The sequence below is a fragment of the Streptomyces sp. NPDC051104 genome (genome assembly GCF_040682835.1).
Lineage (GTDB): Bacteria > Actinomycetota > Actinomycetes > Streptomycetales > Streptomycetaceae > Streptomyces > Streptomyces cynarae.
This window is the reverse complement of the sequence record NZ_JBFBBS010000008.1, coordinates 58922-73746: the sequence shown is the minus strand read 5'-3', so window position 1 is coordinate 73746 and position 14825 is coordinate 58922. Positions and strand designations below refer to the sequence as shown.

The window sequence follows — 14825 nt, the reverse complement described above, 5'->3', positions numbered from 1 at the left end:
GCTGATACTCAGGTTCCGGTGGCCGTGACCCGGGCACTGACTGACGTCCTGAGCATCAACGGACCCCGGATCGCGCGTCCGTCAGCTCAGCAGTGCGGTCAGGCGGCGCCAGGCTTCCCGGGGGAGGGAGTCGCGTGGCTGGTCGTCGACCACCTGGAGGGCCACGTGGTCCGCGCCCGCCGCCAGATGGGCCTCGATCCGTTCCCGGATCCGGTCGTCGTCGCCCCAGGCGAACAGCGCGTCGACCAGCCGGTCGCTGCCGCCGCCCGCGAAGTCGTCCTCGGTGAAGCCGAACCGGGCGAGCGCCTTGGTGTAGTTGGGCAGCCCGAGGTAGACGGCGAGGCCGCCGCGGGCCGTCGCGCGGGCGCGGTCCGGGTCCGTCTCCAGGACCACCTTCGTCTCGGGTGCCAGCAGTGGGCCGTCACCGAGGATCGCGCGGGCCTCGGCCGTATGGTCGGTGGTCACCAGGTACGGGTGCGAGCCCGCGGCGCGGTCGCGGGACAGCTCCAGCATCTTCGGCCCGAGCGCGGCCAGCACACGGCGCCCCGCCGGTACCCCGGCGGCGTCGAGCTCGTCCAGATAGCCGACCATGGCCGAGTAGGGGCGGCGGTACTGGTCCGCGAGTTTCGCATGGCTCACGCCGAGGCCGAGCAGGAAGCGCCCCGGGTGGGTCCGCTCCAGCTCCGCGACGCTCGCCGCCGTGTCGCCGGCCTCGTACTGCCAGATGCTCTGGATGCCGGTCGCCACGACGAGCCGCGAGGTCGCCTCGATCAGCGGTACCGCGTGGCGCACCGCGCTGCTGCTGCCCAACCAGACCGCACCGAAGCCGAGTTCCTGCAGTTCGGCGGCGGCGTCGGCGAGTTCGCCGCGCCTGGCCGGATCCTCCGAACGCAGTCCGGCACTCCAGATGCCGTACCGCCCGACGCTTTCCTTCAGCGAGCCCACGCTGTCCGTGCTGGTGACGTCGCCCATCGGCCCCGATCCCTCCGTACCCGGTACGGTGCGCTGCCCACGCACCACTTGATCACAGCAGAGCCCAACGGCCGCCCGACGCCGCGTATTCCACGCCGTGTCGCTCACGGATCGGCGCCCGGACGGACCGATCGGACGGACCGGCCGACCCGGCCAGAGGTGGCGCCTTCACGTCGCCCCTGCGCCGCGAAACCCGGGCGGCAACGCTCCTATAGGCTGCTCGCTTCGGTTCCCACAGTCCGCGAGTGCCCGGGAGAGTTCCCCGTGACCGTACCGATCGTCCCGTCCGCAGCAGACGCGCCAGCGGCGGCAGACGCAGCAGGCGAAGAGTTCTGGGTCGAGCCGGGAGCCGTCCCGGCCGCCGCGGAACCCGAGCTCGCCGAGGCGGTGGCGCGTGACGCCCGCGAGTTCGGGGTGTACGCGCGGACCGGAGGCTGGGCGTTCGCGCTGAAGGTGGCTCGCAGCGTACGGCCCGGCGGACAGCCGGCGGGGGAGACCCCGAAGATCTCCGCCCAGCGGTTCGCCGAGCTGGCGGGATGCTCCGCGGAGCGGGTCATGCGCTACTACAAGGCCTGGGACAAGGCCGCCGACGACGGGCTCGTCCCGCACTTCGAGATCCTCGTCCCGGGCCAGGAGATCGACCTGCCGGACTCCGACGCATGGCTCTCCTACTACAGCCCCCGCTCCAGCGCGTCCTCCGAGCGCGGTACCGCCATCGCGGCGGCGGCCGAGGCCGAGGGCATCCGCCCCACCAAGGCGCTGGAGGTCGCCGAGAACCCCACCGCGCTGCGTGCCGCGATCCTCGCCGACCCCGCCACCGCCCGGACCGCGCGGGCCGCGCTGCTGGACCGGCTGAAGGAGGACCCGGCCCTGCAGACCGAACTGGCCCGTGACGTCGTCCGCACCGACGAGCTGAAGAAGGCGGCGGCCGGCGAGAGCCGGGTGGCGGACCGCATCGGCTACGTCCGGCAGATCGCCGAGAACGGCCAGGTCAGGACCCCGGCCGGGCAGATGATCGACGCGCCCGCCGACCTCCGCGCGGAGGCCGAGCGCCATCTGTCCCTCCTCGACGAACTCGACGAGGGCGAAGAGGCCGGACAGTGGGCGGCGGAGGCGTACGACACGGTGAAGGAACTCCTCGCCCGGACCGTCGAGTCCGATCCCGAACTGCGCCGCCAGGAGCGGCGGACGAAATTCTACAGCAGCCTCCAGCGAGCGACGAAGGTCTTCGAGGAGCTCACCCTGGATGACGCCGACGACCTCGACGACCTGTACGAGGACGACATGCTCCAGCGCCTGGAAGAGCTTCAGACGGCGATCAGCAGCTGCATCGCGACCCTCCGCAAGGCCGCCCCGGCACGGTAGGGGGCCGAAGGTCCCCCACGAGGGGCCGAAGTGCCCCTCTCCCTGCTCCGCGACCGGTGTGACGGTGAAGGTGAGCCGCTCCGGAGCCGGTCGCGGAGCGGTTCGGAGCCGGACGAAAGGCGGTGGGAAGCATGCAGCCGCCTCTGGTCGTGGGCGTCGACGGATCGGACTGCAGCCTGGTGGCGGTGGACTGGGCGACCGACGAGGCGGCCCGGCACGGGCTGCCCCTGCGGCTGCTGTACGCCTTCGGGGGTGAGCGTGACGAGGACGACGTGCCCCCGGACGTCGTCGCCACCGCCACGGAACGTGCCCGGCGCCGCAACCCGGAGGTGAGGGTCACCGCCGACATCCTGCCCGAGGACCCGGTGGACGCGTTGCTGCGCGCGGTGCACCACGCCTCCGCCGTGGTGACGGGCAGCCGTGGCCGCGGCCGGCTGACGGGGCTGCTCCTCGGCTCGGTCAGCCTCACCGTCGCGGGCCGTGCCCGCGGGCCGGTGATCGTGGTGCGCGGAGACCGGGCCGGCCTGGAGGGCACGCACGAGCGGATCCTGCTCGGCGCCGGGGAGCCCGGCACGAGCGGCGCCGCGGTGCGGTTCGCCCTCCGCGAGGCAGAGGTGCGGCACTGTGTTCTCGACGTCGTCCGTGTCTGGCACCGCCCCGCGCACCGGCCCATCGAACACCCCCTGCTGGTCGGGGACCCGGCGCTGTGCTGCGAGGAGCGGGCGGCCACCCTGATCGACGCCCTGCTCCAGGACGCCGTGGCCGACCATCCGGACGTCCGGGTGCACCGGTCCACGGTCGAGGGAACCGCACGCAGGGTTCTCCTGCACCGCTCGGCCGCCGAGGACCTCGTGATCATCGGCGTCCGGCGCGGCCACGACCGCCGGGCACTCCACCTGGGCCGGGTGGCCCACACGCTGCTTCACCACGCCGAGTGCCCGGTGGCCGTCGTACCGGAGTCGCACTGAAGGGTGGAGCAGGGACGTTCGGGTCCCCGGCATGGGCTGTTCGGCCTCAGCGGCGGGGGAGCGGACGCGGTGCACTGGAGGTGTCGGCACAAGCGACCGCACCCCGAGGAGACACGGAAGCCGGAGGCCCGGCACATCGAGGTGGAGCACGGCGCGTGAGCGCCCGCCGGCGCCGCGCGCCGAGTCTGGACGGTGACATCGTGAACGCAAGGCAACGGCTCGCGGACGGCGTACGCACCCGGCGCGGTCGCACGGTCACCGTCTCCGGGTTCACGCCCGAAGGAATGCCCCCGAACATGGCGCGCGTCGTCCTCGGCATCACCTGTGAACCCCGCGACCGGGGCGAGACCCTGGCCTCGCTGACGCCCGAGGAGGCCCGGCGTGTCGCCGGGCTGCTGCTCCATCAGGCCGCCTCCTTCGCCCCGCGGGTCCCGGGGCCGCCGGGCCACGCGGACGCCGTGCCGATCGCCGCGGACGCCTACGAGGTACGGCTGCGCGGTCACATATTGGCCGTGGACCAGCCGGTGCCGGACGGCGGTACCGACACGGCCCCCACTCCCGTGGAGCTCCTCGTGGCGTCGCTGACCGCGTGCGTTGCGCACTGCGCCGGCCGGTTCCTCGAGCGCCACGACCTCAGCCGTGAGGGGCTGCGGATCGAGACGGACTTCCGTACGGCGTCCGGCCGGGCGCCGCGCGTGAGCTCGCTCCGCCTGCGGGTGCGCGCGCCCGCGCTCCCCGCCGGACGACGGGACGCCCTGCGGGCGGCGGCGTCCCGCTGCACGGTCAGGAACACTCTGGTCGCACCGCCGGAGATCGTCATCGCCCTCACCGACGACGGGATCAGAGGGGCTTCGCCGGCCGGTCCGGCAGACGGGCGCCGATGACCGCCGTCCGGAGCATGTAGCGGTGGGCGGGGTCGACCGGCTCGGCGTCGGTGAGCTCGGGATGGACATTGCCGGGAACCGGCAATGTCCATTGGGCCGGTGGCCACGCACGATGTGCGCAGGGAGTACCAGGAAGGTCCCGGTGCCGGACACCGGCAGGTGTGCCGCACCGGGACTCGGCTCCCGGAGGCCGCACCCGGGCAGGCACGGCCGCCGGTCGCGAGGCTCACACGGTGAGTTCCTTGCGGATGCGGTCCAGCATGAAGGCGGAGGACTCGCGGGCGCGTTCCTCCCAGGCGAAGACACAGGCCGTGGCGACGCCGTCGAAGTTCAGCTCGCGCAGGGTGCCGAAGAAGGCGTCCCAGTCGACCTCGCCCTGACCGATGTCGAGGTGCTGGTGGATGCGGGCCGGGGTGCCGGGCGGGTTGAGGATGTAGCGCAGGCCCGACGACCCCTTGTGGTTGAAGGAGTCGGCGATGTGCACGTGCTGGAGCTTGTCGCCGGCGTAGCGCAGCATCGCCGCGATGTCCGCCTTCGGGTCGGTCCCCGAGAGGTGGAAGGAGTGCGGGGCGCAGTACAGGTAGTTCACCCAGGGCTTGTTGATCGCGCGGACGAGGTCGACCGCAGGGGTGCTCTCCTCGCAGAAGTCGTCCGGATGCGCCTCCAGGTTGAGGGCGATGCCCTCGCGTTCGAAGACCGGGAGGAGTTCCTCCATCGAGCGCCAGAACGCCGCCTCGCTCTCGGCGGCGCGCTCCGGGCGGCCGTTGAACTCCGAGTTCATCAGCGGACATCCGAGGTCCGCGGTGATCTCGATCATCCGCTTCCAGTAGCGGACCGCGGCCAGCCGCTCGGTCTCGTCGGGGGAGGACCACTTGTACAGCGGCAGCACGGAGGACAGCTGGACGCCGTGCGTACGCAGGGAGTTCTTCAGCTGTGCGACGCGCTCGTCGTCCGCGCGCGGGTGCAGGAAGAAGGGCATGAAGTCGTCGCGCGGCGACAACTCGATGTACTCGTAGCCGAGTTCGGCGACGGTGCGCACCATGTCGTCCATCGGCAGGGCGCGGAACATGTACGGGTCGAGGGCGATTTTCATGCGGTGCCTCCGTAGCAGGCCGGGCGGGGCTTCATGTCGACGGTGACGACCTGGCCGCCCGCCTCCAGGGACCGGACGGCGGCGTCGGTGATGACGGTGGCGGCATAGCCGTCCCAGGCGGACGGGCCGGTGGGCTCGGTGCCGGCCGCGACGGCGTCGACCCACTCGCGGAACTCGGTGTCGAAGGCCTCGGCGAAGCGGCCCTTCCAGTCCTGCAGGACGGCCGTGCCGTGCCGTCCGGCGGTGCGGACGCCGACGGCGGCGGGGTCGGGCAGCCGGACCAGGCCTTCCTCGCCGACGGTCTCGCACTGGATGTCGTAGCCGTACTGGCAGTTGACGAAGACCTCCAGGTCGATGCGGATCCCGTTCGCCGTCTCGAAGTACATGATCTGCGGGTCCTCGAGGTGGTCGAACCGCTTGCTCGTGGCGCGCGGGGTGATCACCTGGGCGGAGACGATCTCGTCGTCCAGCAGCCAGCGCAGCACGTCGATCTCGTGCACGGCCGTGTCCTGCGCGGCCATGGCCGAGGTGTAGGAGTCCGGCACGGTCGGGTTGCGGTGGGCGCAGTGCACGATCAGCGGGGCGCCGAGGGAGCCGGAGGCGATGACCTCCTTCATCTGGCGGGCGCCGGCGTCGGAGCGGCGCATGAACCCGACCTGGACGAGACGGCGGCCGTGGGCGCGTTCGGCGTCGACGATGCGCAGGCAGTCCTCGGCGGTGGTGGCGAGCGGCTTCTCGCAGAACACCGGCTTTCCGGCCGCGATCGCGTTCAGGACGTGCTCGGCATGGGTGGGGCCCCAGGAGGTGACGAGGACGGCGTCCACGTCGGGGGAGCCGATCAGATCGGTGCCGGTGGGCAGGGCGGTCGCGCCGACGCGGGCGGCGACCTCCGCGGCACGGGCGGCGTCGATGTCGGTCACGGCGGTCACGGCGGCCCCGGTGACGACCTCGGTCAGGCGCCGTATGTGGTCCTGGCCGATCATTCCGGCGCCGATGACGCCTACGCGTACGGTCATGGTCCATTCCTTCACAAGAGGGCGGGGAGGTCAGGAGAAGCGCGTGCGGAGTTCGGCCTCGAGGGTTTCGAGGGTGCGGCCCTTGGTCTCGGGGACGTAGAGCTTGACGAAGGTGAGGGAGAAGACGCCCGCCACCACGAACAGGAAGAAGGTGTTGGAGATCCCGATCCCGGAGACCAGGGACGGGAAGACCAGGCCGATCACGAAGTTGGTCAGCCACAGCACCACCGCTGCCACGCCCATGCCGAACCCGCGCATCCGCATCGGGAAGATCTCCGACAGCATCAGCCAGGTCACCGGCGAGATGGCGCCCTGCTGGAAGGCGAGGAACGTGACGGTCATGGCGAGGACGGCGTAGGCGCGGCCGTCGCCGGGGGGCAGCACCAGGGAGAAGACGCAGATCAGCAACAGTGGGCGGTCGTGCCGACCTGACCGGTCATCAGCATCGGACGGCGGTTGACGCGGCCGAGCAGCCAGATGCCGACGAAGGTGGCGAGGACCGAGATCACGCCGTTGGCGATGTTCGCCGTCAGGGCGCTGTCGGCGGCGAAGCCCGCGTCGGTGAGGATCTGGGTGCCGTAGTACATGATCGTGTTGACGCCGGTGATCTGCTGCACGATCGCGATGCCGAAGCCGACGAACATCAGCTTGCGCACCCACGGCGTGGACCTCATGTCCTGCCGGCCGCCCAGCTTCTCCTGCTCCTCCTTCACGGCGAGCGCGGAGACCTCGGCGAGTTCGGCCTCGGCCCGCTGCCGGGAGCGCACCTGCTTGAGGACTTCCAAGGCGTCGTTGAAGCGGGTCCTGGAGGCCAGCCAGCGGGGGCTCTCCGGCATGACCAGCATGCCGAACCAGAGCGCGACGGCGGAAGCGCTGTGTCCGGCGGCCGGGGGTGAGACCGCCTTGTTGTCACTGGAGCGCTGCACTAGCGCGCTCTAGTGACAGGTACTATGAGGCGGCCGGCAGGGGATGTCAACGGCGTCGCACAGCACGGAATGCCCGCGGGGTGTCGCGCGGGGCGCAGTCGAGCCGATATGGACGCGGCGTCGTCGGCCGGCGTGCTGGGGCCTGGGCGCCCGCCTCCGCTCAGTCGCCACTTATGCTTTCGGTTCGAATGACGTGTGTCGGTCACGGAACAAGAGGTGGGGCATGGTCGGCGAACCCGTGCGGTGGGGAATTCTCGCGACGGGAGGGATCGCGGCCGCGTTCACGGCGGACCTGATGGACCTGCCGGAGGCGGAGGTCGTGGCGGTGGCGTCGCGGAGCACGGAGTCGGCCGAGAGCTTCGCGGGACGGTTCGGGATACCGCGGGCGTACGGCGACTGGGGCGCCCTCGCTGCGGACGACGACATCGATGTCGTGTACGTCGCCACTCCGCACTCGGCCCATCGGGCCGCTGCCGGGCTGTGCCTGGAGGCGGGCCGGAGCGTGCTCTGCGAGAAGCCGTTCACGCTGAACGTGCGTGAGGCCGAGGAACTGGTGGAGTTGGCGAGGCAGCGCGGGGTCTTCCTCATGGAAGCCATGTGGATGTACTGCAACCCGCTGGTCCGGCGCGTGGCCGACCTGGTGCGCGAGGGCGCGATCGGTGAAGTGCGCTCGGTGCAGGCGGACTTCGGCATCGCTGGGGACTTCCCGCCCTCCCACCGGCTGCGGGACCCGGGGCAGGGCGGGGGCGCGCTGCTCGACCTGGGCGTTTACCCGGTTTCGTTCGCGCAGTTGCTGCTCGGTGAGCCCTCGGACGTGGCAGCGCGAGCGGTGCTCTCGCAGGAGGGCGCCGATCTGCAGACGGGAGCGCTGCTCTCCTGGGAGAGCGGTGCTCAGGCTCTGGTGCACTGCTCCATCATCGGTGAGTCTCCCAGAACCGCCACGGTCACCGGTTCGCGCGGCCGCATCGACATTCCGCACACCTTCTTCCATCCCGACCGCTTTGTACTGCATCGCGACGGCCGCGAGCCCGAGGAGTTCCCGGCCGACCCGGCGAACGGCCCCGTCAACAGCTTCCGTCACGAGGCCGTCGAGGTCATGCGCGCCCTCCGCGCCGGTGAGACCGAGTCTCCCCTCGTCCCTCTGGACGGCACGCTCGCCGTGATGCGGACGCTCGACGCGATACGGGACCACATCGGCGTCCGCTACCCCGGAGAGGTCAACGAGCCCGTAGTCGCGGGGGCTTGAGCGCGCGAGGGACGCACCCGCGCCAAGGGCCGAGCGCGACACGCAAGCGCACGGGGGTTCGTCGGTCCCGCGCGCACACGCTCGTCCCCACGGCTGCGGGCGGTTCAGGACCCTTCCAGGCGGCGCCGGTCCTCCTCGTCCCACTTCCGGGTGTCGCGAGGCCGGGCGTACGGCTCCGCCTCGGGCGGGTAGCCGCCGGCGACGGCCCGCTGCCGTGCGACTTCCGCATCGAACTCCAGGCCCAGCAAGATCGCCAGATTGGTGATCCACAACCAGACCAGGAAGACGATCACGCCCGCCATCGTGCCGTAGGTCTTGTTGTAGGAGGCGAAGTCGGCCACGTAGAACGCGAAGCCGGCCGAGGCGATCATCCAGATCACCAGGGCCAGGAAGCTCCCCGGGGTGAGCCACCGCCACCCGGTCACCCTCGCGTTCGGGCTCGCCCAGTACAGGATGGCGATCATCAGGGTGACCAGGAGGACCAGCACGGGCCACTTGGCGATCGACCACGCCGTCAGCGCGGTGCCACCGATGCCGAGCGCGGCCCCCGCGTGACGGGCCACACCGCCGGTGAACACCACGATCAGGGCGCTGACCACGGCCAGCACCAGCAGCACCACCGTCACCCCCACTCGCACCGGGAGGATCTTCCACGCCGGGCGGCCCTCGGGCACGTCGTAGACGGCGTTCGCCGCACGGATGAAGGCGGCAACGTAGCCGGACGCCGACCACACCGCCAGCACCACACCGACGACCGCCATCACCGAGCCGGTGCCGGTATTGCCCTGCAGTTGCTGCACCGCCCGTGTGAGGATGTCGCGCACCGAGCCGGGGGCGAACTGTTTGACATTGGCCAGCACCTGGTTGGTGGTCGACTTGCCGGTCAGGCCCAGCATCGACACCAGCACCAGCAGCGCCGGGAACAGGGAGAGCACCCCGTAATAGGTCAAGGCCGCCGCCCGGTCGGTCAGCTCGTCGTTCTTGAACTCCCGCAGCGAGCCTTTCAGTACCGCGCCCCACGACCGCCTGGGCAGCTTCGTCGGCGCGTCCGGGGCCCGCCGCTCCACGTCGGCCCCCGGCCCGAACTGCTCTTCGCCACGATCGACATGATCCCTGTGCCGCAACTTCGGTAGCCGAGCCATACCCGCCGGGTATCCCGAGCCCGAGGATTCACCCGCGTACGCGGTATCGATCGGCGCTTTCGCCTTGCGAAGCCGGCCATCGCACGGCTGGCCCGGCTTTCTATTCCCCGTGATTCCGGTGATGTGTTTCACGCGCTCGTTTATTGTTCAACTATGTAGGCGTGCGTAGCTTGGGTGGGGCCGAAACCCGGCACATTTCATCGTTCGCAGTCGCAGACCAGCGGACTGTGCAAGGAGAGAAGACCATGGGAAAGCTCATGCGGCGCATCGGGACCGGAGGTGTTTCCGTGATATTCGTCGGAAGCGCCCTCCTCGCCGTCGGCGGACCGGCTGCCGCGGCCACCCCCGAGGTGGACGGCCACTCCAGCGTGAGGACAGTTGCCGTCCAGGATCTGAAGGCAGATCCGAAGGCAGATCCGAAGGCAGATCCGAAGGCCGTCGCCGTCCACGGCGGATCCGGAGACCGGAGCCAAGGCCACCGTCATGTCGGCGAGCGCCGGACGGACGGTCGTCCCCTTGACCCGTGGATCGCGGACCAGCTGGCTGTGCTCGACCCGTGGATCATGGATCAGCTGGCGCTGTTCGCGCCTTCCGCCGCGGTCACGGCGACGCCCTGAGATATCTCGCACTCGGTGGCCGGTCGCGGATTCGGGAACCGGTGGCGGCGAATCCGTCTCGAGCGTGGTCGAAGACGGGGCGGTAGGCGTCCCACTTCGCGTCCGGGGCCGAGAGGTAGATGTCGTACTCCCGTCCGCCTGCACGGCCGTAACCCAGATCGACGGCGCGGAAAGCGCGGACGCGGCCTTTGAAGGTGAACTCCCACACGGCCGCAGGCTCCCCGCGGAATGTCGTCTGCTGCATACGCAGCCTCCGGTACGTCGGATAGTTGGCCTTCGTGTTCTTCTCGATGTCCAGGAAGTGCGCTTCGAGGTTCGCCCCCGCGGGGTCCACCGTGCCGATCGTGATGCCGGCCAGACCCGTCGGGTCGGTGTAGGTGACCTCGTCACCGGTGCGTGGGCCGGCCCTCCAGCCGTCCGGGATGGGGAGGGAGACGCCGAGCTGTTTGTTCAAACGGGCCGCTCGGCTCTTCCCGAGCGGCCCGTGGCCGGGCCGTCAGGCACCGGCCCTGATCCGCGCGGCCGGCGCGGGGAACTCGGTCCTGCGCGCGATGGACTGCACCCGACGTGACGGACCTCGACCCGAACCGGGCCACCGTACGCGCCGGTCACGATTGCCCAACTGTGCAGAGGCGCCTCGCCGGTGCACCCCAGTCATCAGCACGGGGCGCCCCGGAGGACCGCAGGAGGAGGCGGCACCCGTGGTCCGTTGAGTGTCCCGGGGCATCCCCACTGTTGACGCGTACACGTACGCCTACTGGTGGACGCGTGTAGACTCCGGCACACTCCCTTCTGCGCCACCTGCACACCTTCGTCGGCATCAGCAGGAGGAATCCGAATGAGCAGTTCCGCCGCCCAGTTCCGCCTTCGGCCGCAACCGCGCGCCCGGGTCGTGGCCGGCATCCTGGCCCTCGTCCTGACGGTGCTCTTCGCGCCCGGAGTGGGCCTGGCCTCGTCGGACAACGCGTACGCCGTCACCAAGTTGACCCAGGCCCAGGCGGAGAGCATGTTCCGCAGCGCCGGCATCACCTGGTCCTCGTCCGGCAACTGCACGAACCGCAACAACTCCACCTGTACGTCGTTCGAGCAGCTCAACCTCGCCACCGCTCAGGGCGCCGTCACCCTGAAGAAGGCCAGCGGCTGCGCGCTCAACATCACCGGCGGCACCGAGACCGGCCACGCCAGCGGCACGTACTCGCACTGGAACGGCTACAAGCTCGACTACAGCAAGTACACCTGCATCGGCAACTACATCAAGACCTACTTCAGCTATTCCGGCCTGCGCGGCGACGGTTACCCGATGTGGACGTCCGGTTCCGGCAACGTCTACACCGACGAGGGCAGCCACTGGGACGTCCTCTACTACAACTGCGGCGGCTGCTGACCGGCGCGTCCCCCAGGCAGGCCGCCGCCCCCAGGCAGGCCGCTTGCCACCCGCCGCGTGCCGACCAGCGCGCGGCGGGTCGGCTCCTGTCTCCCCGCGTCGGCCGTGGCGAGGAAGCCGCCGGTTCCCGGTGGGGGAGAGGCGTCCTCGGCGGACGTCGTCAGCGGCCGGGGACCGGCAGGAGACCCTCCGTGTGCTGGGGACGGCGTCCGCGGATGAGATCGATCCGTACGAGTGGCATCTGTTTCGTTCCTTACTTGGCTGTTGCCGGCGTGCCGACCGGTACGAGGGCGTCAGGGGGTCAGCGGCAGCCATGTGCCGTGGGGCGCGACCCGTAGGAGGGAGGACAGGCCGGCCTCGTGGAAGGCCAGTTCGATCTCCGGCAGTCCTTCGGAGAAGTGGGCCCAGCCGTCGTAGTGGGCCGGAATCACGGCATCCGCGCCCAGGACTGCTGCCGCGGCGGCGGCCCGGCGGCTGTCCAGGGACAGGGGCCGTCCGTCGAACTTCGCCGGGACGCGTGCCGCTCCCGCGTGCAGGACGGCCGCGTCGATGTCCGGTACCCGGCGGGAGATCTCCGCGACCGTGCGGATCGAGGCGTTGTCGCCGCTGATGTACACGGTGGGAAGTCCCTGCCCGGACAGGACGAATCCGGTGACCTCGCAGTTGACGTTTCCGTCGGCGTCGCGCTCGCCGTCCTCCGGACCGTGCACGGCCGGAACCGCCAGCACGGTCAGATCGCCGCCCCGTCCGGGCGGGGCAGGGAGTGGCTCGTCCACGGGGAGAGGCCGATGGCCGGTGAGCCGAGCCGCTGGGCGGCCAGCGGCCCGGTGAGTACCAGCGGGGCGTTCTTCGCGAACGCGCGGCCTCGCTCGTCGAGATTGTCCGGATGGGCTTCGTGGCTGACCAGGACGAGGTCGACCGGTCCCACCGCGCCCTCGTCGGCGGCGGGTCCGGCGGTCTTGGCGAGATACCCATGGGGGCCCGCCTCGTCGAAGGTCGGATCGCTGACGATGCGCAGGCCGCCGATGTCGATGACGGCCGTCGGGCCGCCCAGGACGGTGACCGCGCATTCCCGCCGGGACAGCCCTGTGCTCATCGCGACCCTCGCAGAATGTCCCTGATCGTTTCGCTCACACCGTCGATGCTAGTGATGGCGCTTGTGCCATGTGTAATGCCTGTGGTGACGCGGCCGTGCGTGGCAGGCATGGCTGCTGCTCACCGCCTGGCGGAGGCGGGCATCACTCCGACGTCGTCCGTACGGCGGCATCCAGGAACCGGCGGATCAGTGTCCGCTGGGCGTCGGGCAGGTGAGCGGGGCTGACCGGGATCGGCGGTGCGTTGGTCAGGGGAACGAAGCGAACCGCGGGGTGCCGGGTACGGCGCTGCGCGACCTCCGGGACGATGCCGATGCCCCGTCCCGTGGCCACCGTCTCCAGCCGCTCGTCGTAGTTCGCCGTTTCGATGATCTGGGCCGGACGCTGGTCCACGGGCCATGATGCCGCGCGCGGTGTCGCAAGCCGGCGCGGCGCGGGTGGTCAGGCGGGCGCGGCGTGCGGGTTGTGGGCACGGACCGCGGCGGCGACCGCCGCGTCGTCGGACTGGCCGCGGACTTCGAGGCCCGCCACGACTCCCTCGACGTTCTCCCGCGGCTGGTTCTGGTTGAGCTTGAACTTGGCCTCGATGCGGCTGATGACCAGCTCGACGCCGACGACGGCGCGCAGCTGGCGCTCGATGAACTTCGCCGGGGCCTGGTCGACGGACCAGGGCTCGTCGTGGCCGGCCTCGTGCCGGTCGGTCAGGCGGCGCATCTGTGCCTCGATCCAGCCCGGATCGTCATGCACGAGCAGCCGCCCGTAGACGTGCGCGGTCACGTAGTTCCAGGTCGGGACCACGCGGTGGTGCTCGCGCTTGGTGGCGTACCAGGTCGGTGTTATGTAGGCCTGGGGTCCACGGACGATCACCATGGCCTCGCCCTGCACCGGCTCACGCCACTGGTTGTTGGCGCGGGCCATGTGACCGATCAGGGCGCCGTGTTCACCGGTGTCGGGGTCGTACTCGAAGGGCAGCAGGGTGGCCAGCAGGCCCTGCGGGGTCATGGTGATCAGGTCGGACGCTCCGTGGTTGACCAGCAGGTCACGGACGGCGCCTTCGTCGGGTACGAAGTGTTTGGGGACGTACACATGCATCCTTAAAGGGGGTTCTCGCGCAGCCAGGTCAGGACCTGCTGGGCGTGCTCGTTCGGCGGGAAGATCGGGTAGAAGGCGTGCTCGATCACGCCGTCGCGGATGATGAGCGTGAGCCGCTTGAACAGCCGCATCCCGTCGACTTCGAAGGCGGGCAGGCCAAGGGTGTCGGCGAGGCCGAGGGCGGCGTCGGAGAGCATGTCGAAGGGCAGACGGAGCCGCTCCACGACCTCGTTCTGGTAGTCGCTGTCCTGGCTGGACAGCCCGTACACGCGGCCGGCACCGGCTTCGAGGAGGTCCTGGAAGTGGTCGCGGAAGCCGCACGTCTCGGGGGTGCAGCCGCGGGCGCCCGGGATGGAGTTCCAGCCTTCCGGCAGGTCGGTGCCGGGGCGGCCGGTGAGGGGGTAGATGTAGATCACGGTGCGGCGGGGACCGAGCGCATCCAGGCGGATCGGTGTGCCCGCCGTATCGAGGAGCGTGATCGGCGGCATTGTCGTGCCGGGCAGATGGGCGGCGGCACCGTCGTCCTCGGGGGCGGGCAGGTCCGCGGGCAGGGTCAGGTAGTCCGCACCTGCTGTTCCGGCCTCCTTGCCCGGTACGGCACTGCTGCCCCGGTGGGCCGCGACCTGCAGATTGGTGATCAGGGTCGCGCGGCGGGCGTTCAGGGCCTCGATGCGCTCGGTGAGCTCGTCGATGGCCTCCCGGTAGGTGGCCAGCGAGGCGGGACAGTCGTCGGCGTGCAGGCTCCCGGCAGCCAGGCACTCCAGGAAGGGCCGGGTGCGCTCGACGGGGATGCCCAGTCGGTGGAGGGTCCTGATCTCCCGTACGAGGCGTACGTCGTCCTCGGTGTAGTCGCGGTAGCCGTTGACGAGACGCTCGGGCGTGATCAACCCCAGCGATTCGTAGTACCGCACTGCTTTCGTCGTCACGTCGGCCCGACGTGCGAGCTCACTGATCTTCATGCCGTTCACCTCGCCTGCCCCAACGCTAAACCTTGCCCTGCGGGGCAAGGTCAAGCGCCGGTCCGGT

At 70.6% G+C, this 14825-nt stretch carries 13 protein-coding genes and 4 pseudogenes; 6 read left to right on the top strand and 11 right to left on the bottom strand.

What is annotated here, in order from left to right:
- Window positions 1-81: 81 nt before the first annotated feature.
- The gene (locus AB0N14_RS14570) at window positions 82-972 is read right to left on the bottom strand and encodes an LLM class F420-dependent oxidoreductase (protein ID WP_366025996.1); all 891 of its coding nucleotides are present in this window, start codon (window positions 970-972) and stop codon (window positions 82-84) included.
- Window positions 973-1236: 264 nt separating this feature from the next.
- Here AB0N14_RS14570 and AB0N14_RS14565 point away from each other — a divergent pair, with 264 nt between their 5' ends.
- The 3 genes from AB0N14_RS14565 to AB0N14_RS14555 all read left to right on the top strand — a co-directional run bounded on the left by AB0N14_RS14565 (window position 1237) and on the right by AB0N14_RS14555 (window position 4189).
- Window positions 1237-2337: a hypothetical protein gene (locus AB0N14_RS14565; RefSeq protein ID WP_366025995.1), complete on the top strand. Its 1101-nt coding sequence runs from the start codon at window positions 1237-1239 to the stop codon at window positions 2335-2337.
- Between the two features lie 131 nt (window positions 2338-2468).
- Window positions 2469-3305 carry a universal stress protein gene (locus tag AB0N14_RS14560; protein WP_366025994.1) on the top strand — a complete coding sequence of 279 codons (837 nt, stop codon included), beginning with the start codon at window positions 2469-2471 and terminating at the stop codon, window positions 3303-3305.
- A 200-nt stretch (window positions 3306-3505) separates the two neighbouring features.
- Window positions 3506-4189 (top strand): OsmC family protein, encoded by a 684-nt coding sequence (locus AB0N14_RS14555; RefSeq protein WP_366025993.1) that lies wholly within the window; start codon window positions 3506-3508, stop codon window positions 4187-4189.
- On the opposite strand, the pseudogene AB0N14_RS14550 reads toward AB0N14_RS14555, so the two are convergent.
- The 4 genes and pseudogenes from AB0N14_RS14550 to AB0N14_RS14535 all read right to left on the bottom strand — a co-directional run.
- Window positions 4146-4256 (bottom strand): annotated as a pseudogene (locus tag AB0N14_RS14550) (PucR family transcriptional regulator); the annotation flags it as partial. The gene AB0N14_RS14555 and the pseudogene AB0N14_RS14550 sit on opposite strands and share 44 nt — an antisense overlap.
- Window positions 4257-4415: 159 nt before the next feature.
- Entirely contained in the window at window positions 4416-5282 is an 867-nt protein-coding gene (locus AB0N14_RS14545; protein ID WP_366025992.1) for a sugar phosphate isomerase/epimerase, read from the bottom strand.
- Window positions 5279-6298 (bottom strand): Gfo/Idh/MocA family oxidoreductase, encoded by a 1020-nt coding sequence (locus AB0N14_RS14540; protein ID WP_366025991.1) that lies wholly within the window; start codon window positions 6296-6298, stop codon window positions 5279-5281. The genes AB0N14_RS14545 and AB0N14_RS14540 overlap by 4 nt, the downstream gene beginning before the upstream one ends.
- A 30-nt stretch (window positions 6299-6328) precedes the next feature.
- A pseudogene (locus tag AB0N14_RS14535) lies at window positions 6329-7164 on the bottom strand (MFS transporter); the annotation flags it as partial.
- A 283-nt stretch (window positions 7165-7447) separates the two neighbouring features.
- Here AB0N14_RS14535 and AB0N14_RS14530 point away from each other — a divergent pair.
- Entirely contained in the window at window positions 7448-8470 is a 1023-nt protein-coding gene (locus tag AB0N14_RS14530) for a Gfo/Idh/MocA family oxidoreductase (RefSeq protein WP_366025990.1), read from the top strand.
- A gap of 104 nt (window positions 8471-8574) precedes the next feature.
- Here AB0N14_RS14530 and AB0N14_RS14525 read toward each other — a convergent pair whose 3' ends face one another.
- Window positions 8575-9612: a YihY/virulence factor BrkB family protein gene (locus AB0N14_RS14525; RefSeq protein ID WP_366026170.1), complete on the bottom strand. Its 1038-nt coding sequence runs from the start codon at window positions 9610-9612 to the stop codon at window positions 8575-8577.
- Between the two features lie 257 nt (window positions 9613-9869).
- On the opposite strand from AB0N14_RS14525, the gene AB0N14_RS14520 reads away from it, so the two are divergent.
- Complete coding sequence (locus tag AB0N14_RS14520) at window positions 9870-10229, top strand: hypothetical protein (RefSeq protein ID WP_366025989.1); 360 nt, start codon at window positions 9870-9872, stop codon at window positions 10227-10229.
- Here the strand turns inward: AB0N14_RS14520 and AB0N14_RS14515 are convergent.
- Window positions 10213-10677 (bottom strand): annotated as a pseudogene (locus AB0N14_RS14515) (hypothetical protein); the annotation flags it as partial. The gene AB0N14_RS14520 and the pseudogene AB0N14_RS14515 sit on opposite strands and share 17 nt — an antisense overlap.
- A gap of 390 nt (window positions 10678-11067) precedes the next feature.
- Here AB0N14_RS14515 and AB0N14_RS14510 point away from each other — a divergent pair.
- The gene (locus AB0N14_RS14510) at window positions 11068-11613 is read left to right on the top strand and encodes a hypothetical protein (protein ID WP_366025988.1); all 546 of its coding nucleotides are present in this window, start codon (window positions 11068-11070) and stop codon (window positions 11611-11613) included.
- Window positions 11614-11906: 293 nt separating this feature from the next.
- Here AB0N14_RS14510 and AB0N14_RS14505 read toward each other — a convergent pair.
- The 4 genes and pseudogenes from AB0N14_RS14505 to AB0N14_RS14490 all read right to left on the bottom strand — a co-directional run bounded on the left by AB0N14_RS14505 (window position 11907) and on the right by AB0N14_RS14490 (window position 14758).
- Window positions 11907-12709, bottom strand: a pseudogene (locus AB0N14_RS14505) (MBL fold metallo-hydrolase).
- A gap of 142 nt (window positions 12710-12851) precedes the next feature.
- Complete coding sequence (locus AB0N14_RS14500) at window positions 12852-13100, bottom strand: LysR substrate-binding domain-containing protein (protein ID WP_366025987.1); 249 nt, start codon at window positions 13098-13100, stop codon at window positions 12852-12854.
- Between the two features lie 48 nt (window positions 13101-13148).
- Entirely contained in the window at window positions 13149-13793 is a 645-nt protein-coding gene (locus AB0N14_RS14495) for an FMN-binding negative transcriptional regulator (protein ID WP_366025986.1), read from the bottom strand.
- 8 nt (window positions 13794-13801) lie between these two features.
- Entirely contained in the window at window positions 13802-14758 is a 957-nt protein-coding gene (locus AB0N14_RS14490) for a MerR family transcriptional regulator (protein WP_366025985.1), read from the bottom strand.
- Window positions 14759-14825: the final 67 nt, after the last annotated feature.